The 18,087-nt window shown below is 72.8% G+C and carries 14 protein-coding genes and 1 tRNA gene; 3 read left to right on the forward strand and 12 right to left on the reverse strand.

Annotation, left to right across the window (positions count from 1 at the left end):
• Complete coding sequence (locus MHY49_RS06070; RefSeq protein WP_239203171.1) at positions 1–993, reverse strand: NAD(P)H-quinone oxidoreductase; 993 nt, start codon at positions 991–993, stop codon at positions 1–3.
• A gap of 34 nt (positions 994–1,027) precedes the next feature.
• A complete protein-coding gene (locus MHY49_RS06075) occupies positions 1,028–1,630 on the reverse strand; it encodes a TetR/AcrR family transcriptional regulator (protein ID WP_228357394.1) in 603 nt (200 codons plus the stop codon).
• 154 nt (positions 1,631–1,784) lie between these two features.
• On the opposite strand from MHY49_RS06075, the gene MHY49_RS06080 reads away from it, so the two are divergent.
• Both MHY49_RS06080 and MHY49_RS06085 read left to right on the forward strand, forming a co-directional pair.
• The gene (locus MHY49_RS06080) at positions 1,785–3,233 is read left to right on the forward strand and encodes an ABC transporter permease (protein ID WP_239203172.1); all 1,449 of its coding nucleotides are present in this window, start codon (positions 1,785–1,787) and stop codon (positions 3,231–3,233) included.
• Between the two features lie 113 nt (positions 3,234–3,346).
• Positions 3,347–3,434: transfer RNA gene (locus MHY49_RS06085), tRNA-Ser, on the forward strand.
• Positions 3,435–3,598: 164 nt separating this feature from the next.
• Here the strand turns inward: MHY49_RS06085 and MHY49_RS06090 are convergent.
• The 6 genes from MHY49_RS06090 to MHY49_RS06115 all read right to left on the reverse strand — a co-directional run bounded on the left by MHY49_RS06090 (position 3,599) and on the right by MHY49_RS06115 (position 12,554).
• On the reverse strand, positions 3,599–4,480 hold the full coding sequence (locus MHY49_RS06090) for a hypothetical protein (RefSeq protein ID WP_239203173.1): 882 nt from the start codon (positions 4,478–4,480) through the stop codon (positions 3,599–3,601).
• A 320-nt stretch (positions 4,481–4,800) separates the two neighbouring features.
• Positions 4,801–5,640, reverse strand: a complete 840-nt coding sequence (locus MHY49_RS06095) for a hypothetical protein (protein ID WP_239203174.1) — start codon at positions 5,638–5,640, stop codon at positions 4,801–4,803.
• Positions 5,641–6,027: 387 nt separating this feature from the next.
• The gene (locus tag MHY49_RS06100) at positions 6,028–6,963 is read right to left on the reverse strand and encodes a hypothetical protein (protein WP_239203175.1); all 936 of its coding nucleotides are present in this window, start codon (positions 6,961–6,963) and stop codon (positions 6,028–6,030) included.
• A 302-nt stretch (positions 6,964–7,265) separates the two neighbouring features.
• Positions 7,266–8,126 carry a hypothetical protein gene (locus tag MHY49_RS06105; protein WP_239203176.1) on the reverse strand — a complete coding sequence of 287 codons (861 nt, stop codon included), beginning with the start codon at positions 8,124–8,126 and terminating at the stop codon, positions 7,266–7,268.
• Positions 8,127–8,223: 97 nt separating this feature from the next.
• Positions 8,224–9,024: a hypothetical protein gene (locus MHY49_RS06110; protein WP_239203177.1), complete on the reverse strand. Its 801-nt coding sequence runs from the start codon at positions 9,022–9,024 to the stop codon at positions 8,224–8,226.
• Between the two features lie 215 nt (positions 9,025–9,239).
• Positions 9,240–12,554, reverse strand: a complete 3,315-nt coding sequence (locus MHY49_RS06115; protein ID WP_239203178.1) for a GH92 family glycosyl hydrolase — start codon at positions 12,552–12,554, stop codon at positions 9,240–9,242.
• A 143-nt stretch (positions 12,555–12,697) separates the two neighbouring features.
• Between MHY49_RS06115 and MHY49_RS06120 the strand changes: the two genes are divergently transcribed.
• The gene (locus MHY49_RS06120) at positions 12,698–13,921 is read left to right on the forward strand and encodes an MFS transporter (protein WP_239203179.1); all 1,224 of its coding nucleotides are present in this window, start codon (positions 12,698–12,700) and stop codon (positions 13,919–13,921) included.
• On the opposite strand, the gene MHY49_RS06125 is transcribed toward MHY49_RS06120, so the two are convergent.
• The 4 genes from MHY49_RS06125 to MHY49_RS19305 all read right to left on the reverse strand — a co-directional run bounded on the left by MHY49_RS06125 (position 13,831) and on the right by MHY49_RS19305 (position 17,963).
• Entirely contained in the window at positions 13,831–14,682 is an 852-nt protein-coding gene (locus tag MHY49_RS06125) for an AraC family transcriptional regulator (protein ID WP_239203180.1), read from the reverse strand. The two genes, MHY49_RS06120 and MHY49_RS06125, sit on opposite strands and share 91 nt — an antisense overlap.
• 83 nt (positions 14,683–14,765) lie before the next feature.
• The gene (locus MHY49_RS06130; RefSeq protein ID WP_239203181.1) at positions 14,766–15,842 is read right to left on the reverse strand and encodes a GTP-binding protein; all 1,077 of its coding nucleotides are present in this window, start codon (positions 15,840–15,842) and stop codon (positions 14,766–14,768) included.
• 204 nt (positions 15,843–16,046) lie between these two features.
• Positions 16,047–16,670: a biotin transporter BioY gene (locus MHY49_RS06135; protein WP_228357405.1), complete on the reverse strand. Its 624-nt coding sequence runs from the start codon at positions 16,668–16,670 to the stop codon at positions 16,047–16,049.
• 132 nt (positions 16,671–16,802) lie between these two features.
• The gene (locus tag MHY49_RS19305) at positions 16,803–17,963 is read right to left on the reverse strand and encodes an alpha/beta hydrolase-fold protein (RefSeq protein WP_239203182.1); all 1,161 of its coding nucleotides are present in this window, start codon (positions 17,961–17,963) and stop codon (positions 16,803–16,805) included.
• Between the last annotated feature and the right edge of the window lie 124 nt (positions 17,964–18,087).

Here is an 18,087-nt window from a genome sequence, read left to right on the forward strand (position 1 = left end):
TCAGTCCCTGACGTCGAGGATGACCTTGCCGAGGTGGCCGCCGTCCTCCAGGATCCGGTGGGCCCGCTCGGCATCGGCCAGGGGGAGTCGCGCCTGCACCGGCAGGCGCACGGAGCCGTCCTCGAGCATCGGCCACACGAGCTCGCGGGTCAGCTGCACGATGAGGTGCTTCTCCGCGACCGGGCGCGAGCGCAGCGTGGTGCCGATGATCCGGGCCCGTCGGCCCATCAGAGCGCCGAGGTCGAGCTCGCCGTGCGGTCCGCCGATCGTGCCGATCACGACGAGGCGGCCGTGCTCGCGCAGCATCGCGACGTTGTCGCGGAGGGTCGGCCCGCCGACGACGTCGAGGATCACGTCGGCCCCGCCGGCCTCGCGCACGGCGGCGGGGACATCGGTCGTGCGCCGGTTCCAGGCGCGGTCCGCGCCGAGCTCCTGCGCCGTGCCCACCGCCTCGTCGGAGCCGACCGTGGTCAGGACCCGGGCGCCGAGCGCATGGGCGAACTGGATCGCGAAGGAGCCGATGCCGCCGGTGCCGCCGTGGACCAGCAGGGTCTGCGGGCCGGGAGCGGGCTCGCCCTGCAGCCGCGGCCACGGGTTGTCCGTGCGGCCGCCGGGGCGCAGGTCCGCCTCGATCACGAGATTGGAGACGACGGTCGCAGCGACCTCGATGAGACCGGCGGCGTCGTGCAGGTCCAGGGCCGACGGAGCGGACAGCACCTGCGCCTCGGGGACGGCGACCACCTCGGCGTACCCGCCGCCGGCCAGCAGCGCGACGACCGCCTCCCCGGTGTCGCGGCGCCGACCGGAGATCTCGAGTCCGGGGATCTCCGAGGCGCCGGGAGGCGGCGGGTAGTGCCCGGCGGTCTGCGCGAGGTCGGCGCGGTTCACCCCCGCCGCGACGACGTCCACGAGGATCTCGCCGTCGCCGGGCACGGGCTCGGGGATGTCGCTGAGCTGGAGGCGGTGGTCCTCGGTGATCGTGATCGCGCGCATGGGATCCACGGTACGCGGGAGGTCCCGGCCCTGATCAGCCCTCCTCCGCGGTCTCCTCCCCGAGGAGTGCGGCGACGCCCCGCGAGAACGCGACGGCGTCGGTCTGCTCGAGCAGTGCGGACTGCGCCAGGAACCCCTGGACGAGCGCGGCCATCACGCGCGTCGAGGCGCTCGCGTCCGCCGCGGGGTCCGGGCGCTGCTCCTGGGTGAACCAGGAGGTCAGATACTCCTCCATGGTGGTCTGCAGCGTGGACAGGACGCCCACGAAGACCTCGCCCACGCGCGGGTCGCGGGCCGCCTCGGCCCACACCTGCAGCACCAGCGTGCCGTCGCGGGCGAACTCGGGGATCGTCGTCAGCAGCAGGCGCAGCACCTGCGAGGGCGGGGGGATCGGGGTGGACGCGATCACGCGCTCGAGCTCGGTGCGACGGTCGGCCGCGAGACCCTCGGCGACGGCGAGCAGGATGTCGTCCTTGGAGGGGAAGTACCCGTAGATCGCCCCGGCCGAGAGCCCCGAGCGCTCGATGACCTCGGACATCGAGACCGAGCTGATGCCCTTCTCGCGGACGGCGTCCCGCATCGCCTCCACGATCCGTGCTCTCTGGGCGGCACGACGCTCCTCGGTGATCCTCGGCATGACGCCCATCATAAAGAATGCTCGTTCTGGTTGTGCGTCGGCGGGAGGGACCTCATACTCAGAACGTTCATTCGAAGAACGGTCCGTCCGGAACCCGGCGTCGGCCCGGTGGCGGCCGTGCGGCGGCCGTTCGACAGCAGATCAGGGGAGATGCATGGCTCAGGAGCACACGCACCGCAAGGACGTGTCGGCGCAGCAGCAGCGTGACGCCGCCGCGCAGCAGCGCGAGGAGGCGACCCATCGCGCACCGGCGGCGATGTCGGCCCCGGCCCCGGCCGAGGCCGAGGCCCCGTCGACCCACGACGGGGTCGCGTCCGCGTCCGCCGCCACCGCAGCATCCATCGACACCACGGCATCCACCGCCGCCACCGCATCCGCCGACACCGCCGTCGCGAGCTCCGACGACGCACCCTCCAAGCCCGCTCCCACGCCGTGGGGCAGGGCCGTGGGCCTCGGGCTCATCGCCTCGGCGCTGATCACCGTCGTGCTGCTGGCCTTCCTGTGGCCCACCTACGAGTCGAAGGCCAAGGACGTCACGGTCGACGTGGTCGCCTCGCAGTCCGACTTCGAGGACTTCACGCAGGCCGTCGGCGACGCTGCGGAGAAGAACGGGCAGGACCTGCCCTTCGAGTTCACGCGGGTGGACGACCGCTCCGACGCGGTGGCGCACATCAAGGAGCGCGACGCCTACGGCGCCTTCGTGCTGCCCGCCTCGAAGGACGACAAGCTCGAGGTCCTCACCGCCTCGGCGGCGAACACCTCGGTCTCCACGATGCTCGGCCAGACCGGACGCAGCATCGTCGCCGCCCAGACCCAGGGCGGTCTTGCCCAGGCGAAGGAGAAGATGTCCGAGGCCGCATCCCAGCAGCCCGGCGACCAGCAGGCGCAGCAGGCGGCCGACCCCTCGGCCCTGCAGGAGCAGATGCAGAAGCAGATCGGCTCGATCATCGACGCCGCGCAGGCGGGTCTCCAGGGGCCGACGATCACCGACGTGGTGCCGCTCTCCGACGACGACCCCCAGGGCGCGGGCCTGGCGGTGGCATCCCTGCCCCTGACCATCGGCGGCATCGTGGGCGGCTCCCTCATGTCCTTCGGGCTCAAGGGGAGCTGGCGGCGACTGCTCGGCGTCGTGGTCTACGCGGTGGTCGGCGGGCTCGCCATGGTGCTCATCCTCGATGCCTGGTTCGGCTTCGCCCCGGCCCCCGCCTTCGAGCTCTGGGCGGCCGTCACGCTGAGCCTCGCCGGCACGGTCGGACTCATCGTGGGGCTGAACAGCCTGATCGGCGGTGCGGGCATCGGCGTCGGCGCCCTGATCACGATGCTCATCGGCAACCCGATCTCCGGTGCGCAGTCCCCGAAGGAGTTCCTGCCCGGGCCCTTCGGGGAGATCGGCCAGTTCTTCGTGCCCGGCGCGACCGGGACCCTGGTGCGGGACCTCTCCTACTTCCCCGACGCGAGCCTCGTGCAGCCCTGGCTGGTGCTGGGCGGCTGGGTGGTCGTGGGACTCCTGCTGATCATCCTGGGCCACCACCGCACGGGAGGGCACGCCCACAAGGGCGTGCCGCGCCGGGGCGACGCGCAGCCGGAGTCGGCGGCGGCCTGAAGGTGCGGCCAGGGCCGACGGCCCCCGGGCGACGTTCCCCGGTCGACGGCCCCGGCCTCGCAGCCGTCATCCGATAAGGTTTCCTGGCGGCGAGGCCCGTGGGCCCGCCGCCGGGAGGGATGACAGAGCGGCCGAATGTGGTGGTCTTGAAAACCACTGTGCAGTGACCCTGTACCGCGGGTTCGAATCCCGCTCCCTCCGCCGTGGTGATGTCTCGGGACTTCGTGCGCGGATCCCGTGCGAGATCGTTCGCGGGACATGAAGCGGCCCCGCCGCCCGTGATGGGCGGCGGGGCCGCTCCGCTTCCGAGATCGGCAGTCCCCCTCGATGCCGGTCGGAAGATCAGTGCCCGCCGGTCGATGTGCTCAGTGCAGCGCGCCGTCCGTGCGCACCTTGCCGAACAGGTACGACCAGCCGCCGTCGCCGCCGATCGCGGTGCCGTACCACAGCGTCCATTCGGGATCCGTGGCGCCGTTGGTGAGGGTCCAGCCGGAGATGCCGTCCCCGCCGTCGACGATCTTCACGTGCTTGATCGTCGTCTCGAAGTCGCCGTCGTCCTCCTCGGCGTAGCCCATGGAGACCGCGTTCCAGAGCGCCTGCTCCGCATCGTCCTGGGTGACCAGCGGGGGCGAGTCGACCTGGATCAGGTCCCAGGCGAAGTCGGTGTGCTCCGGGAGGCGGATCGTCCAGTGCTTCGTGCCGAGCACGTGCAGCAGGATCCCGGGACTCTCCGGGTCCGTGCCGAGCACGTAGTGGGCTTCGGCCATGAGCTCAGAGTTGTCGGAGCCGGTGAACAGGATCTCGACGGGATCGCCGCCGACGGAGATGCCCGAGCTCGCCGACGGCGTGTAGGTGGGGCCGCTCCCGTCGTCGTCGCCGTAGGCGCGGAAGTTCACGATGCCGTCGGCCTCCTCGAGCTCCTTCTTCGTGAGGTCCACGGGCGTGTGGCCGTAGAGCGTCGTGAAGCTCGCGATGTAGCCCTTGTCCTCGGAGGGGAGGGTCTCGAAGTACACCGTGTCCTGCCACGACTCCGGGAGCTCGAGGTCCCCGGTCTCGCCGGCGGGGGTCGCGCCGGCGGTGCCCGCGGCCTGTGCGGAGGTCGCGAGGCCTCCCAGGCCCACGAGGCCTCCGGTCGCCGCGATCGCGGAGCGCAGGAACGTGCCTCGCGTGACGACGGATCGCGTACCGTCGTGGGCTGCGGTGCTGGATCGCGTGGTGCTGGCATGCGTGCTGCGGATGGTGGTCATCGAGAACCACTCCTCGGTCTCGGACTCCGGTGCGGCGGACTCTCCGTCCCGGAGACCCGCCCTGTGCATGACTCAGGCTTTACCAACGCTTGACTGGCCGTCAAGGGGTGAATCGGGCCTGTGAGGGGAGCCTGCAGGCCACCGGTGAGAAATTTGTTTTGCAACCGGCGTGGCGAAACGAGTTTACTTCTGCGTAAGGACGCGCCACGGAGAAGAGTCGTGCCCGGCTCCTCCCTCTCGCCCCCCGACGGTGGGCAGGAACCGGGCACGACGATCATGGGCCGGGCGCGTGGGCGCCTCGGCGGTCTGCGGCGGGGCCGTCAGCTCTTCGGCAGCTCGGCGACCAGGTAGGTCCAGCCGCCGTCCGCGCGCACCGCGGTGCCGAACCATCGGCGCGTCACGCGGGTGCCGTGCGCCGGGAAGCGGACGCTCCCCACGATGTGCCGACCGCCGTCGAGCACGGTCGCGCGGCTCGAATGCGCGGGGTTCGGGCCGTCCTCGCCGAAGCTGAAGCCGACGCCCTGCTCCAGCACCACGCGGGCATCGGCCGTCTTCAGCTTCGACAGCGACGCGACCGGGGGAGTGCCCCAGACGATCGGCGTCCCCTTCGGCAGCACGAGCGAGGCCGCGCTCTTGCCGAGCACGTGCAGCAGCAGCGCCGGCGTCTTCGGGTCCGCCGAGCGCACCAGGTGTGCCTCGGCCGTGAACTTCCTGCCCTTGTTCCCGACGAAGCGGATCCGCACGGGGCCGCCGTCCAGGCGGACGGTGCCGGCGACGTGCGGGGTGAAGCGCTCCTTCTGCTCGTACTCGCCGTAGGGCAGGAAGTTCGAGATGCCGTCCGCCTGCGCGACCTTCTTCGCGCTCATCGACGTGAGCGGGCCCGCCCCGTACAGCGCAGTCCAGCTCGCGATGTATCCGTCGTGCGTGGAGGGCAGGGGCGCGGTGAAGGCGGTGCTCTTCCAGCTCTTCGGGAGCTGGACGGGCGGTGCGGACTTCGCCGGTGCGGCGGCTCCCGTGCCCGACGTGGCGGCCTCGGCGTCCGTCGCGCCGAGCGGTCCGCTGCCGAGTGCGGCGGCGCCCAGCGCGCCGCCTGCGAGGGCGAGACCGGAGCGGAGGAAGGTGCCGCGGGAGATGGCGCGGGTGCGGAGTTCGGTGGGCATGACCATGCCTCTCAAATCGTGGGGATGGAGTCATCGGCCGGGCCGGGTGCGACCCGCGTCGTGAACATGACCAACCCTTTACCAGGGCTTGACTCACGTCAACCCGCCTCAGGGTGAAGATTGCGTTCTTGCAGGTCACGGGTACAAAATTTGTTCCGCGCCCGGCGTGTCGCATCGAACAGACTTGCGTCATGATGCGTCGCGATACGTCGCTCTGCGTCCGGAGCGTGGGTGATCCGTGATCGCCGGATGATCGCCGGGCGACCTCGGAGCGACTCGCAGCCGGTGCTGCAGCGGTGCTGCGGCCGGTCCCGCGACGGAGCGCGCGGGCGCCCGCCTGGTCGGGCTCCCGCGCGCTCATGACGGGGGCGCTGCCCCGGGGTGTGGTCAGCTCTCGTCGGGCAGCTGCGCGCAGAGGTAGAACCAGCCGCCGTCGCCGCCGACCGCCGTGCCGTACCAGTCGTGGTGCACGCGGTCCCCGCTCACCGGATGGCTCACGCCGCCGGTGATGTGCTGGCCGCCGTCCAGGACCTGCACGTGGTCCATGCGGGCCGGGTTGTCGCCGTCGGGGTGGAAGCTCATCGAGACGCCGTTGGCGAGCGCGCTGCGCGCATCCTTCTTCGAGACCAGGCCGGGGGAGTCCTTCTGGATGAGGTCGCCCACGATCGGGGTCCCCTTCGGCAGAGCGATCGACCAGCCCGAGGAGCCGAGCACGTGCAGCAGCAGGGCGCGGGCTCCGGGATTCGCGGTGCGCACCAACTGGACCTCGGCCCAGACCTCGGAGCCGGCATCGCCGAGGAGGAGAAGGGTCACCGGGTCTCCGTCCAGGCGCGCCGGTCCGGAGACGTGCGGCGTGAAGCCCTCGGACTGGCTGTCGGTGCCCTGGGGCATGAAGTTCACGATGCCGTCGGCCCCCGCGATGCGCTTCGCGCTGACCGACTTCACGGGGCCGTCGATGTAGAGCGTCGTGAAGCTCGCGATGTAGCCGTCCCGCTCGGAGGGGAGGTCCTGGGTGAGGACGGTGTCCTCCCAGTCCTCCGGAAGGGCGGGTCGGGCGGCCGGCGCCAGGGGCGCGGGTCCGACGGGGGCTGCCCCCGCGTCGGCTCCGGTCGCATGGGTGCCGACGGCGCCGATGCAGACGATCGCGGCGCCCACGGCTCCGGCGCCGAGGGCGATGCCCGAGCGCAGGAGCGAGCTGCGGGGGATGCTCCGGCTGTCCTGGGGGCCCTGGGGGCCCTGGGCGCTCTGGGTGCCGGTCACGGCGCAGGATGTGCGAGGGGTGATGGACGGGGACGGGGTGTTCCGGGTGGGCTGGGCGGACATGGTGGGACCTCTCCGGGAGTGGGGAAGAGCGTCGGCTGCGCGCGTCGGATGGTCCGGCGCGACGCTGTGCCATGAACGTGACCAACCCTTTACCCGCACTTTACGTACGTCAACCCCTCGATGTGGGGTTGAGTCGGTTCCCGCAGGCCAGAGGTGCGAAATGAGTTCCGTGCTCGGCGTGTCGCATCGAGGGGACTTGCATATGACGGCGCGACGCGGGCGCCCCTTCCGATGGGAAGGGGCGCCCGGTCGCTCGTGCGCGGCGCCGTGGTGACGCGCGATGCGGGGTCTCGGCGGGGTCCTCAGCCCTTCGGGACCATGCCGAACAGGTAGCTCCAGCCGTCCTCGCCCGGGTGTGCGGCACCGGGGTCGGCCGGGAGCGCGACGCCGAGCCATGTGGTCCACGGACCGCTCGTGCCGTAGCGGGCCTCGCCCTGGATGTGCAGGCCGTCGTCGAAGACCTTCACGGAGCGCGTCCGGGTGGGGTTCTCTCCCTCCTCGGCGAAGCTGAAGCCGTACGCGTTCTCGAGCATCTCCGTCGCCGCCGCGGTCGAGACGCCCTTCGGCGACTTCGCGTCCAGGAGCCTGGTCCAGCAGAGGCGGGCGCCGGCCGGGTACTCGTACGGCTCGTGGCCGCGCGGCGTCATGGTGAGCAGGACGCCGCTGGAGCGGTCGTTCGCAGTGCGCGTCAGACGTGCGCTGCCGACGTGCTCGGACCCCTGGTTGCCGACGAAGCGCACGGCCGTGGCCTCGTCGAGGCCGATGCCCTCGGCAACCTTCGGGGTGAACGTCTCGCCGCTCTCGTTGTCCGCGGGCGCGAACATCCGGATGCTCATGAGGCCGGCGAGCTCCTTCGCGCTGAGCGAGGTCACCCGGCCCGTCTTCCCCTCGACGTTCTCGTTCTCCGGGTAGAGGTCCTCGAAGCTCGCGATGCAGCCGTCCGCGCGATCGTGCAGGGCGTCGCCGAACACGCTGCCCTCGAAGAACGGGGGCACGGGGGAGGAGTCCCCGGCCGCTGATGCGCTCGCGAGTCCTCCGGATCGGCTGCCGGTGGCGGTCGCCAGGCCGGCCGTGCCGATCGCGCCGCCGGCCGCGAGGGCCGCACCGCGCAGGAAGGCGCCGCGGCTGAGGGTGTGGTGGGTGGTGCTCCGGGTGATGGACATGGTCCTCAGCTCCTTGAACTGGTCCGAATGCGTGTCGCCGGATTGTGTGGGAGGTGCGGCAGGCTGACGGGCTGCCGTCGTGCCACCCGCCCGTGGATCACTTGCCGGGCAGCCTGCTGAACAGGTAGCTCCAGCCGGATGCCGTCGGCAGCGCGATGCCGTAGTAGGGCTGGAAGCCCAGGCCGACGTCCGGTATCCAGCGCGCGTAGCCGGTGATGTGCACGCCGTCGTCGAAGACCTTGACGTCCTTCGTGTCGACCTGCGGCTCCCCGTTCGTCTGGTAGCACCAGGCGAGGGCGTTCCCGAGCTGCTCACGGGCCTCCTTGGTCGAGACCGAGGCGGGATCGTCGATCCGCGTCGTGCTCCATGCCAGGTGCGCCTTCTGCGGGAGGTAGAGGGGCGTGACGTGGGGGACGTCGATCTTCGTGATCACGCCGTGGGCCTTCGGGTTCGCCGTGCGCACGAGGTACGCCTCGGCGTTGACCCGCGTGCCCTTGTCTCCGTTGAGGCGCACGAGGACCGAGCTCCCGTCGAGCGAGAGCGAGCCCGTGGACTTCGCCGTGAAGATCTCGCCCTCCTTCGCGCCGCGGGGGAGGGTGTCGGCGAACTGGGCCTCGACCTCCTTCTCGCTCAGGGTGGTGGGCGTTCCCTCCTGGTAGAGGACGCTGAGGCCGTCGATGTAGACCTTCTTGCCGTTCCCGAGCCCCGTGCCGAACACGGTCTGGTCCCAGCTCTCGGGAACCGTGAAGTCGCCGTCGGCCTTCGCGGGCGACGTCCCGGCGGGGGCGGCGCCCGCTGCCGTGGCCGCGCCGATCCCGGCGATGCCGCCCGCTGCCGCGAGTGCCCCGCGGAGGAAGGATCCGCGGCTGATGTCGTGCTGCGTGGTGTCGATGGACAAGGAACTCAACTCCTCGTTCTGCTCCGGTGTCGACGGGGGCGATCCGCCCGTGCCGCCGCTTCCATGACCAACCCTTTGCCAAAGCGTGACCGAGGGTCAAGACCGAGCGAGTGAACATTCCGGAAACCAGCCGGTCAACGTAAGAAACTTTCTTTTATGCTCGGCGTGTCGCGCGGAAGGAGTCGACGGCGGGGCCGACGCCGCGGCGCTGGACCTCAGCGCAGCGGCGCAGGGGCCAGCAGCTCGATCTGCGCGAGAGCGATGGGGGAGCGCACGCCCGTGAGCACCAGCCGGAAGCGCACGGGGCCCGAGAGGGGTGAACCAACGGCGCCTCGCACGTCGGGCAGGGCGAAGGGGCGGGTCTGGCGGCGCCACCGGAACGTCTCGCCCGAGCGCTCGTCGACGACCCGCCAGGCCGCGGACGCTCGAGCGTCCCCGTCTCCTGGAGCATCCTCCGGCGCCGACTCGGCTCCGGGGCCCACGTCGTCCTCGCGCACCTCGAGGCGCCACGAGGACGGATCCTGCCCCTCGTGGGCACCGGAGGTGAGGGTGAGGAAGCGCGGGACGGGGCGACCCGGCGACGGAGCCGTCAGCGGAAGGTCGATGACGACCTCGCCGTCGACGGGCTCGAGCAGGGTCTCCGTGCGGGAGTCGTCGTCCAGGAGCGGATCCTCCGGGTCCCGCGCGAGCAGGTCGACGAGAGGGCGCGGGGCCTCGCCGGGCGGCGTCGGGGAGTCGGGCGGTGCGTCGGCCGGTCCCGGCTCGGCGCCCAGCTGCACGCGGATCTCGCCGCGCAGGTCGCCGTGGCGCAGGAAGGAGGTCGAGCGCAGCGTGCCCTCGCGCCGCACCGCCTGGATGTACGGGTGGTCCATCGCCTGGTCCTCGACGCGGATCGTGAACTCCTCGCCGCCCAGCGGCCGCACGTGCGCGACGTCGAAGAGCGGCGCGACCAGGTGGTACACGTCGGTGCCGAGCTGCAGCGGGTAGAGGCCGAGCGCCGTCAGCAGCCACCAGGCGCTCATCTCGCCGTTGTCCTCGTCGCCCGGGTAGCCCTGCCCGATCTGCTCACCGGTGAACAGGCGCCGGTGCACCTCCCGCACCACCTCCTGCGCGCGATGGGGCGCGCCGGCGTGGTGGAACAGGAACGGGATGTGATGGCTGGGCTGGTTGGACATGCCGAACTGGCCCATGCGCACCGCGCGCGCCTCGTGCATCTCGTGGATGACGCCGCCGTAGGTGCCGGGGCGTCGGCCCGTCTCGGGCGTCGCGAAGAACTCCTCGAGCTTCGCGCGCAACTGCTCGCGGCCCCCGTAGAGCGCGGCCAGACCCTCGCCGTCGTGCGGCACGTGGAAGGCGAAGTTCCAGCCGTCGGTCTCCGTGAAGTCGCCGCCCCAGTCGCGCGGGTCGAACTGCTCGGGGCTCTGCGCGAAGGCGCCGTCGGCCCGTCGGCCCTGGAAGAAGCCGATCGCCGAGTCGAACAGCAGCGCGAAGCCGGCGCTGCGGGCCTCGAGGTACTCCGCCTCCTCGCGCAGGGCGCGGCGCCGCTGCTCGGACAGCTCGTGCGTCCCGGGATTCTCGGGGGCCTCGGCGAGGAGTCTCGCCTGGTGGGCGAGGCCCTGGTCGTTGATGTGCGCCTCGAGGGTCCAGGACACCGACTCGGGCGTGTCTGTGTCGACGTACCCGGTGAACATCGCGCGATCCGCCCCCTTGCGGCCCACCAGCGGGTCCGGGGAGGCGACGGTCGCATTGCGCAGGCCCGCCTCGTAGGTCGCGAGAGGATCGCGCAGGGGAATGCCCTTGACCTGCACGTCGGCGAAGGCGACGTCCGAGCTCGTGCCGGTCATGCAGTCCGCATAGCCGGGGGAGGACCAGCGCGGGATCCAGCCGCCCTCTCGGTAGTGCTGGACGAAGCCGTCGACGAGCCGCGGCGCGAGCTGCGGGTACAGCAGCGCGAAAGCCGGCCAGCAGGCGCGGTAGGTGTCCCAGAAGCCATGATTGACGAACAGCTCACCGGCGATGACCTGGGCGTTCGTGCGCATATCGGTGACCTCGCCGCGCGTGGGCGCCACCGGTGAGGCGTGCATCGGCCGGGGATCGCGGGCCGAGCCCGTGTTCTCGTGCTGGGAGTTCGGGTAGAGGTTCAGGCGGTAGAGATTGCCGTACAGGGTGCGGCGCTGCGGGGCCGTCGCGCCCTCGACGCCGATCACCCCGAGGCGCTCGGTCCATGCAGCGTGGGCCGCGCGCTGGATCGTGCGCAGGTCGCGGCCCGCGAGTTCGAGGTCGAGGGTGTGGCGGGCCTGCTCGACGCCGATGAAGCTGGTCGCCAGGCGCATCGTCACCGTGCGGACGTCATCGGCGAAGGTCGCGACGCGCGCGCTCCCGAGGTCCCCGCCGGCGGGGCCGACGTGCTCGGGCAGCGGGTCGAGGGTGCCGGCGACGAACATCCGCGAGCGCCCCGCGGAGCGCTCCTCGCCATCCGTGCCGTTGTCGACCCAGCCCGCGAAGGTCCCGTCGAACACCGCCCCCGCGAGATCGAGACGCGTGTTCTCGTCCGCCCCCTCGAGGAGCAGCGCGCGGCGAGGAGCATCCTCGGGGAAGGTCACCTCGAGCACGGCGCCGTGGTCGCTCGGGGCGAGCTGCAGCTGCGTGCCGTCCTCGAGGGTGACCGCGTAGAGGTCGGGCCGGGCGGTCTCCTCGTCGTGGGTGAAGGCGCGGGAGCGCCCGACGGGAGTCGCCTCGGGCTCCGTCAGCGGCATCATGATCAGCTGGTTGCGGTCGCCCATCCACGGGCTCGGCTGGTGGGAGACGGCGAGTCCCTGCAGCCGGGGACGGTTCTGCGCGTCGTTCGCGCGCTGGTACTGGTAGGGCCATCGCAGGGAGCGCGCGTCGGTCATCGGCGTGAAGAACGCGAAGCCGTTCGGCCAGGCGGTGATCGGCAGGTTGTTCCCGCGCGAGAAGTCGCCCGAGGCGTTGGTGCCGCGGCGGGTGTCCACCCAGGCCACGGGATCGTCGACGGGCGGGTCGGCGGGGATCGGCTCGATGCGCGGCGTGTCGAACCAGGCGGTGAGATCAGGCGCGACCCCGTCCGCCGCGGGCGGATCGGCGACCACCAGCACGCCCACGATCGTGCGGCCGACGGCGGGGGAGAGATCGACCTGCACGTCGTTCCACTGGTCGGCGTACAGGATCTTCGCCGCGCCCTGGGCGGCGGCGTCGATCGCGGTGCCGTACTGGTCGGGTGCGCCGAGCTCGGAGAGGCGAGTGCCGTCGGAGAGCTCCAGATCCACCGCCACATGCGTCGCACCCCAGGTGAGGGCGTCGTCGAGCTCAGGATACACGAAGACGTGCAGGCGCTCGCCCGGTGCGATCACGTGGAGCACGGGATCGAGATCGCGGTCGGTGAACGGGAAGGCGGCCTCGCTGCGCTCGCCGGCGGGGAACTGCGCACGCACCGCCTCGGGGGCGAGGAGACCTGCGGCATCGCGACTGGTGGGGCCGCCGACGGGCCCGCCTCCGGGGGTGAGGATCATCCCGCCATGCTACGCAGGTCACACTCTCCTGCCTGCGTCTTCCCACGCCCTGGTCGGCGCGCCGACGAGCACTCCGGTCATGCGGTCAGTCCTTGCGGTCGCACGGTCAGTCCGTGGGCCGCCCGCTCGGGGAGCCTCGGGACATGACCTGTTCCACCCGAGAAGACCGTGGCGTCCAGGACACCCCTGACGCCCCAGACGCCCCCGACGCCCCCGACGCCGAGACCCGGGTCTCGGGGCGGCGTGCTCTGATCACGGCGCTCGCGCTCTCGACGGGCACCGCCGCGCTCGTGGGCTCCGAGTTCGTCCCCGCGGGCGTGCTCCCGCAGATGGCGTCGGACCTCCGCGTCACCGAGGGGCGCGCGGGACTGGCCGTGGCCGCCACGGCCCTCGCGGGCGCGTTCACCGCCCCGACGATCGCCGCGCTCCTACCACGCGCCGAGCGCCGCGCCGTGCTGCTCGGACTGCTCGCCCTCGCGACGATCTCGAACCTCGTGGTGGTCGTCGCACCGGGACTGCCCCTCGTGCTGCTGGCCCGGGTGCTGCTCGGCGTCGCGATCGCCGGGTACTGGTCCTTCACGTTCTCCATCGGCGTGCGGGTGACGGGCCGGCCCGCCCTGATCTCGACCGCCCTCGCCCTCGGCACGAGCGCGGCGACCATCGTGGGCGTGCCGCTCGCCTCGGTGCTCGGCGACCTCGTGGGGTGGCGCGCCGTGTTCGCGATCATCGCCGCCGTCAGCGTGCTCTCCGCCCTCGTGCTCCGCGCCGTGCTGCCACCGGTGCCGGCGCTGCCCGGGGCGGGGATCGAGATGATGAAGCAGGTGCTGCGCAGCAGGCTCCTGATGGCCGGGATCGTGGGCGTGGGGCTCGCGGCGCTCGCGAACTTCACGGCCTACCCCTACATCCGCCTCGCGATCGCCGAGGTCGCGCCCGCGTCGGTCGCGATGATCCTGCTCGCCTGGGGCATCGGCGGACTGGTCGGGAACCTCGCGGGCGGCTACCTCTCGCGCTGGCTGCGCTGGGCCACGGCGGCGGCCCCGGCGATCCTCGCGGCGTCCCTGTTCACGGTGGCCTCCGCCGAGCACGCGCCGCTGCTCGTGCTCGGCACGGTCGCCTGGGGCGTCGGCTTCAACATGATCCCCGTGACCACCCAGCTGTGGGTGACGGCGGTCGAGCCGCACCGTGCCGAGGCCGCCGTCTCACTGCAGGTCACGGCCTTCCAGGCGGCCATCACGGTGGGTGCGGTGCTCGGCGGGGCCCTCGTCGACGGCGCGGGCTATCCGGCGGCGCTGCGGCTCGGCGCCGTCGCGGCCGTGCTCGCCGCGCTCGTGTTCATCGTGCTCCCGGTGAGGCCCCGGATCGACTGACGCCAGCGGCCCGGCGTGCAGCCCGTGTGCGCGCGGAAGGCCCGCACGAAGGCCTCGACGGACCCGTATCCCGCGGTGCCCGCGACGCGTGCGAGCGGGGCGTCGGTCCGCCCCAGCTCGTCCATGGCCTGCTCGAGGCGCAGTCGGCGCAGATACTGCATCGGGCTGAGGCCCGTGGCGCGCCGGAAGCGCTCCACGAGGACGGTCGTGCCCACGTGCGCGTGCCCGGCGACCTCGGAGAGCGTCCAGCCGTGGAGCGGGTCGCTCTCCATCGCCCCTGCCGCGCGATGGACGATCGGATCCGCCGCGGTCGACGGGGTCGCGCCGCCGGCCTCGGAGAGCATCGCCGAACCGAGGATCTCGCCGTAGGCGGTGGTCATCCGGGGCCGGTCGACGGCGGTCTCCGGTCGCATCGGGCACAGGTCGAGGAGGGCCACGGCGCCGTTCTGGCGGGCGGCGAAATCGCGCGCGATCAGCGGCGCGGCCGGCGGGTTCTTCCCGAGGCGCCGGAGGTCGGCGACGGCGAGGGAGGTGACGGACAGGGCGCGGACGGGGTGCACGCGCGCGCGGTGGATGTAGGCGGCGTCCCCGGGCTCCAGGCGATGGGGGCCGGTGCGCCCGGCGACCTCGACGGCGCCCTCCCGCACGAGCAGCCACAGGGAGGTGCGATGGGGAGGCAGGACCTCCCCGGGGGCGAGCCGCACCGTGCGCGATGCGGCGAGGACCCAGGCTTCCGCCGTCGAACCATCGGAGACGTCCATGGCAGGACGAACGAGGGGGAGGCGACGAGAATTCCCCGGGGACCCGGCGCTCGTCCCCTCCCGGCTCCCGTCGGTCGCGACCTTCAGGCGCTGAGCCGCTTCAGCCGCAGCAGACGGCGCATGCCCGCGGCGCTGGGATGCTCGCACGGGGCGAGCGCTGCGACGAGCCGGGCACGGACCGCCGCCTCGTCGAGGTGCATGCCGATCGCGACCAGCCCCTCGGGATGCTCGCTCTCCGCCTCCGCCTCGGCCTGCGCCCGCGCCGGCGCTGTCGCCACATGCACGCGTCGGCCCACGAGGTTCAGCGCGAAGCGCCGCCGATCACGGGGTCCGGTGACGGCGACGATCCCCTTGAGGCGGAAGACGCCCTCGGGCGGGTCCTCGAGCAGGTCGGCCAGGGCCGACGGCTCCACCGGGCCGTGCGCGTGGACCGTGACGGCATCCGCGTGCTCATGGACGTGCCGGGCGTGCTCCTCCCGCGCGAGCGCCGCGAGCGGCAGCTGGTCGGGCGGATCCTCCGTCCGGGCGACGTCCAGGAGCAGCGCCGGGTCGAGCCCTCCGCGGGGGACGGCCAGGATGTGGGCGTCCTCGCTGCGCTCGCGGACGCGGGCCGTGATCGCCTCGAGCCGCCGTGCGGCGAGCCGTGCGGGCAGCAGGTCGGTCTTGGTGACGAGCACGAGCGAGGGAGCGGCGTACCGGGCGGGCGCGGGACGCGGGTGCGGGCCGTCCCCGCCGGGGTCGACGGTCTCGAAGCACGTCTCGGCGTCGACCACCTCGACGATGCCCGCCAGTCGCGTGCGCTCGGCGGAGGAGAAGCGGATCATGCGCCCCAGTGCGAGCGGCTCGGCGGCCCCGCTCGCCTCGATGACGATGGCGTCGAGGGCCAGACGCGGCCGGGACAGGCGCTCCAGCGCATCGTCCAGCGGCGTCGAGTCCGGCAGGCAGCACAGGCAGCCGCCGGCGATCGAGGCGGCGTCGTCGACCTGGCCGGTGACCATCGCCGCGTCCACGTTGATCTCGCCGACGTCGTTGACGATCACGCCCAGGCGCGCGCCCGGCGCGGCCAGCAGCGCGTTGAGCACCGTCGTCTTCCCCGCCCCGAGGTGCCCGGTCAGGGCGATCACGGGAACGGGCTGCGGGGCCGACGGGCCGACGGGCACGGGCGTCCTCCTGGTGCGGGGCGCGTGGAGTGGAGCGGATGGAGTGGAGCAGGCGGACTGGAGCAGGCGGTGCGGACCGGCGCGACCACTCTGTGTTGGGAAAGATTATCAACAAGCGGGGTGGCGGTGGGACGCGCGAGGCCCCGCGGGCGAACCCGCGGGGCCTCGGAATCCGGCGCGGCGCAGGGCCGCGGCGGGGAGTGATCAGTCGCGCTGCGAACGGTCGATCGCGCGCACGCCGCGCCAGGCGAGCGGGATCGCGACCGCGGCGATCGCGGCCTTCACGACGCCGCCCGCGATGAAGGGCGTGACACCCAGGGCCAGGATCTGGCCGAGGTCGGCGCTCGCGCCCATCACGGCGTTCAGGATCCAGGCCATGTAGGGAACGCCCACGAGGAAGGGCACGACGCTCGCGGCGGCGAAGCCGGCGAAGGCCTTCCAGGAGCGGCGGTCCCACGAGCGCTCGGCGAACCAGCCCGCGAGGTACGCGGCGGGGATGAAGCCCAGGATGAACCCGAAGCTCGGCGTCATCACCGCGGCGAGGGAGCCGCTGAAGCCCGCGAACACCGGGGCCCCGGCGAGGCCGGCGACCATGTACGCGGTCAGCGCGGCGGCTCCGCGGCGCGCACCGAGTGCCGCGCCCACGAGCAGCACGCCCAGGGTCTGGCCCGTGATCGGGACGACGGGCAGCGGGATCTCGACCTGCGCCAGCAGGGCGACGATCGCGGCTCCGGCGACGACCAGTGCGGCATCGATCCCGAGCGAGCGATGTCGGTTCAGGGCATCGGCGAGGACGGGGTGCCGGGGGGAGAGGGCTGCGGCGGTCACGGGACTCCTTCTTCCGGGAAACGGACGAGCGGCCATGGTAGTGCGGCCGACCCCTCGCGCGGGCCGCGCGTTCACATGGGGCCGCGCGGACGATCAGGCGCGATCGGAGAGATCAGGCGTGGTCAGACGAGGTCAGGCGCGATCCGGCGCGAGCAGGGCGGAGAGCTCCTCGACCATCGCGGGCTGCCACCAGGCCCAGTCGTGGCCCCCGCGATGCATGCGCACAGGGATCGTGGCCCCGGTCCCGTCGGACACGGCGTCCGCGAGCTCGCGCGCCGCCTCGCCCATGGTCCCCTCGAAGTGACCGGCGTGCAGACGGATGCGCACGCTCCCGGGGGCCTCGCTGAGCAGCGCCGCGCGCAGGGGTGCTGCGAGCGCGAGATGGGGGTAGCGCCAGAGCGAGACGGACTGCGCGATCGCGGCACCGATCCTGTGCAGCGCCCGGGCCAGGGTGAAGAGCGAGGTCAGGCCCCCGAAGCTCGACCCGGTGACCACGGTGCGCCGCGGATCGGGGGTGGGGCGCAGGCGCGGCACCAGGGTGTCCGCGATCCATGCGGCCTGTCCGCCGGGCACGCCCAGGTCCCGGGCGCGGTCGGGCCATGCGTCGAGGAACACGGCGAGCAGCGGCGGGAGGTCGCCGGCGCGGACGGCCTCGGCGAGTGCTCCCGGGGTGTCCAGGCGGTCGACGTGCGCCTCCCCGTCGGTGACGACGAGCAGGGGGAGGTCCGACGGCGGGAGCGCGTCGTCCCCTGTGCCCGCTCGGTCTCCGTCGTCCTCGCTGGTCCCGTTGCTCCCACGTGTCCCGCCGATCGCGCACCAGCGTGTGCGCGGCTCGCCCGCGGCCGTCGCCAGCTCGTGCACGGGGACGCTGGAGGGTGCGTGTGAGGCGACGACCCGGTCGCGGACCAGGTCCAGGACCAGGGATCCGTCGGGCCGCGCCTGCGGTCGCGCCGGCGCCGCCGGACGCTTCCCCTTGAGTCCGTCGCTCCACCACGGGGGGTCTGCCGGGGCACCGTCGGCACGGTCATCATCATGGTGCTCGAGGAAGGCGATCGTCGCGCAGAGGTCCCCGGGGACGGAGAGCACGCCCGCGAACCATCCGTCGCCCTGGGCGACGAGGTCGAGGCCGTCGGGCGGATCGGGGGTCCACCAGCCGTTGATCTGCGCTGCGACGGCGCTCGCGCCGGGAGCGCGGTGGCGCAGCCGGATGATCGCGCGATCGTCCTCGCGCGCGAGGACCTCGACGGCCGCGCCGACGGGGGCGGCCGTCGAGGGGTGCTGCTCGGCCCGCACGACGCGCACCTGCTGGACGGGTGCGTCCGTCGGCCGGGGGAGCGGCTCCCACCGGGGCCCGGACAGGAGAGCCGCGAGATCGGGGCGCCGGGCGGCCCCGGCGGCTCCGGGAGCTCCGGGAGCT

Source organism: Brachybacterium sp. ACRRE (genome assembly GCF_022346485.1).
Taxonomy (GTDB): domain Bacteria; phylum Actinomycetota; class Actinomycetes; order Actinomycetales; family Dermabacteraceae; genus Brachybacterium; species Brachybacterium halotolerans.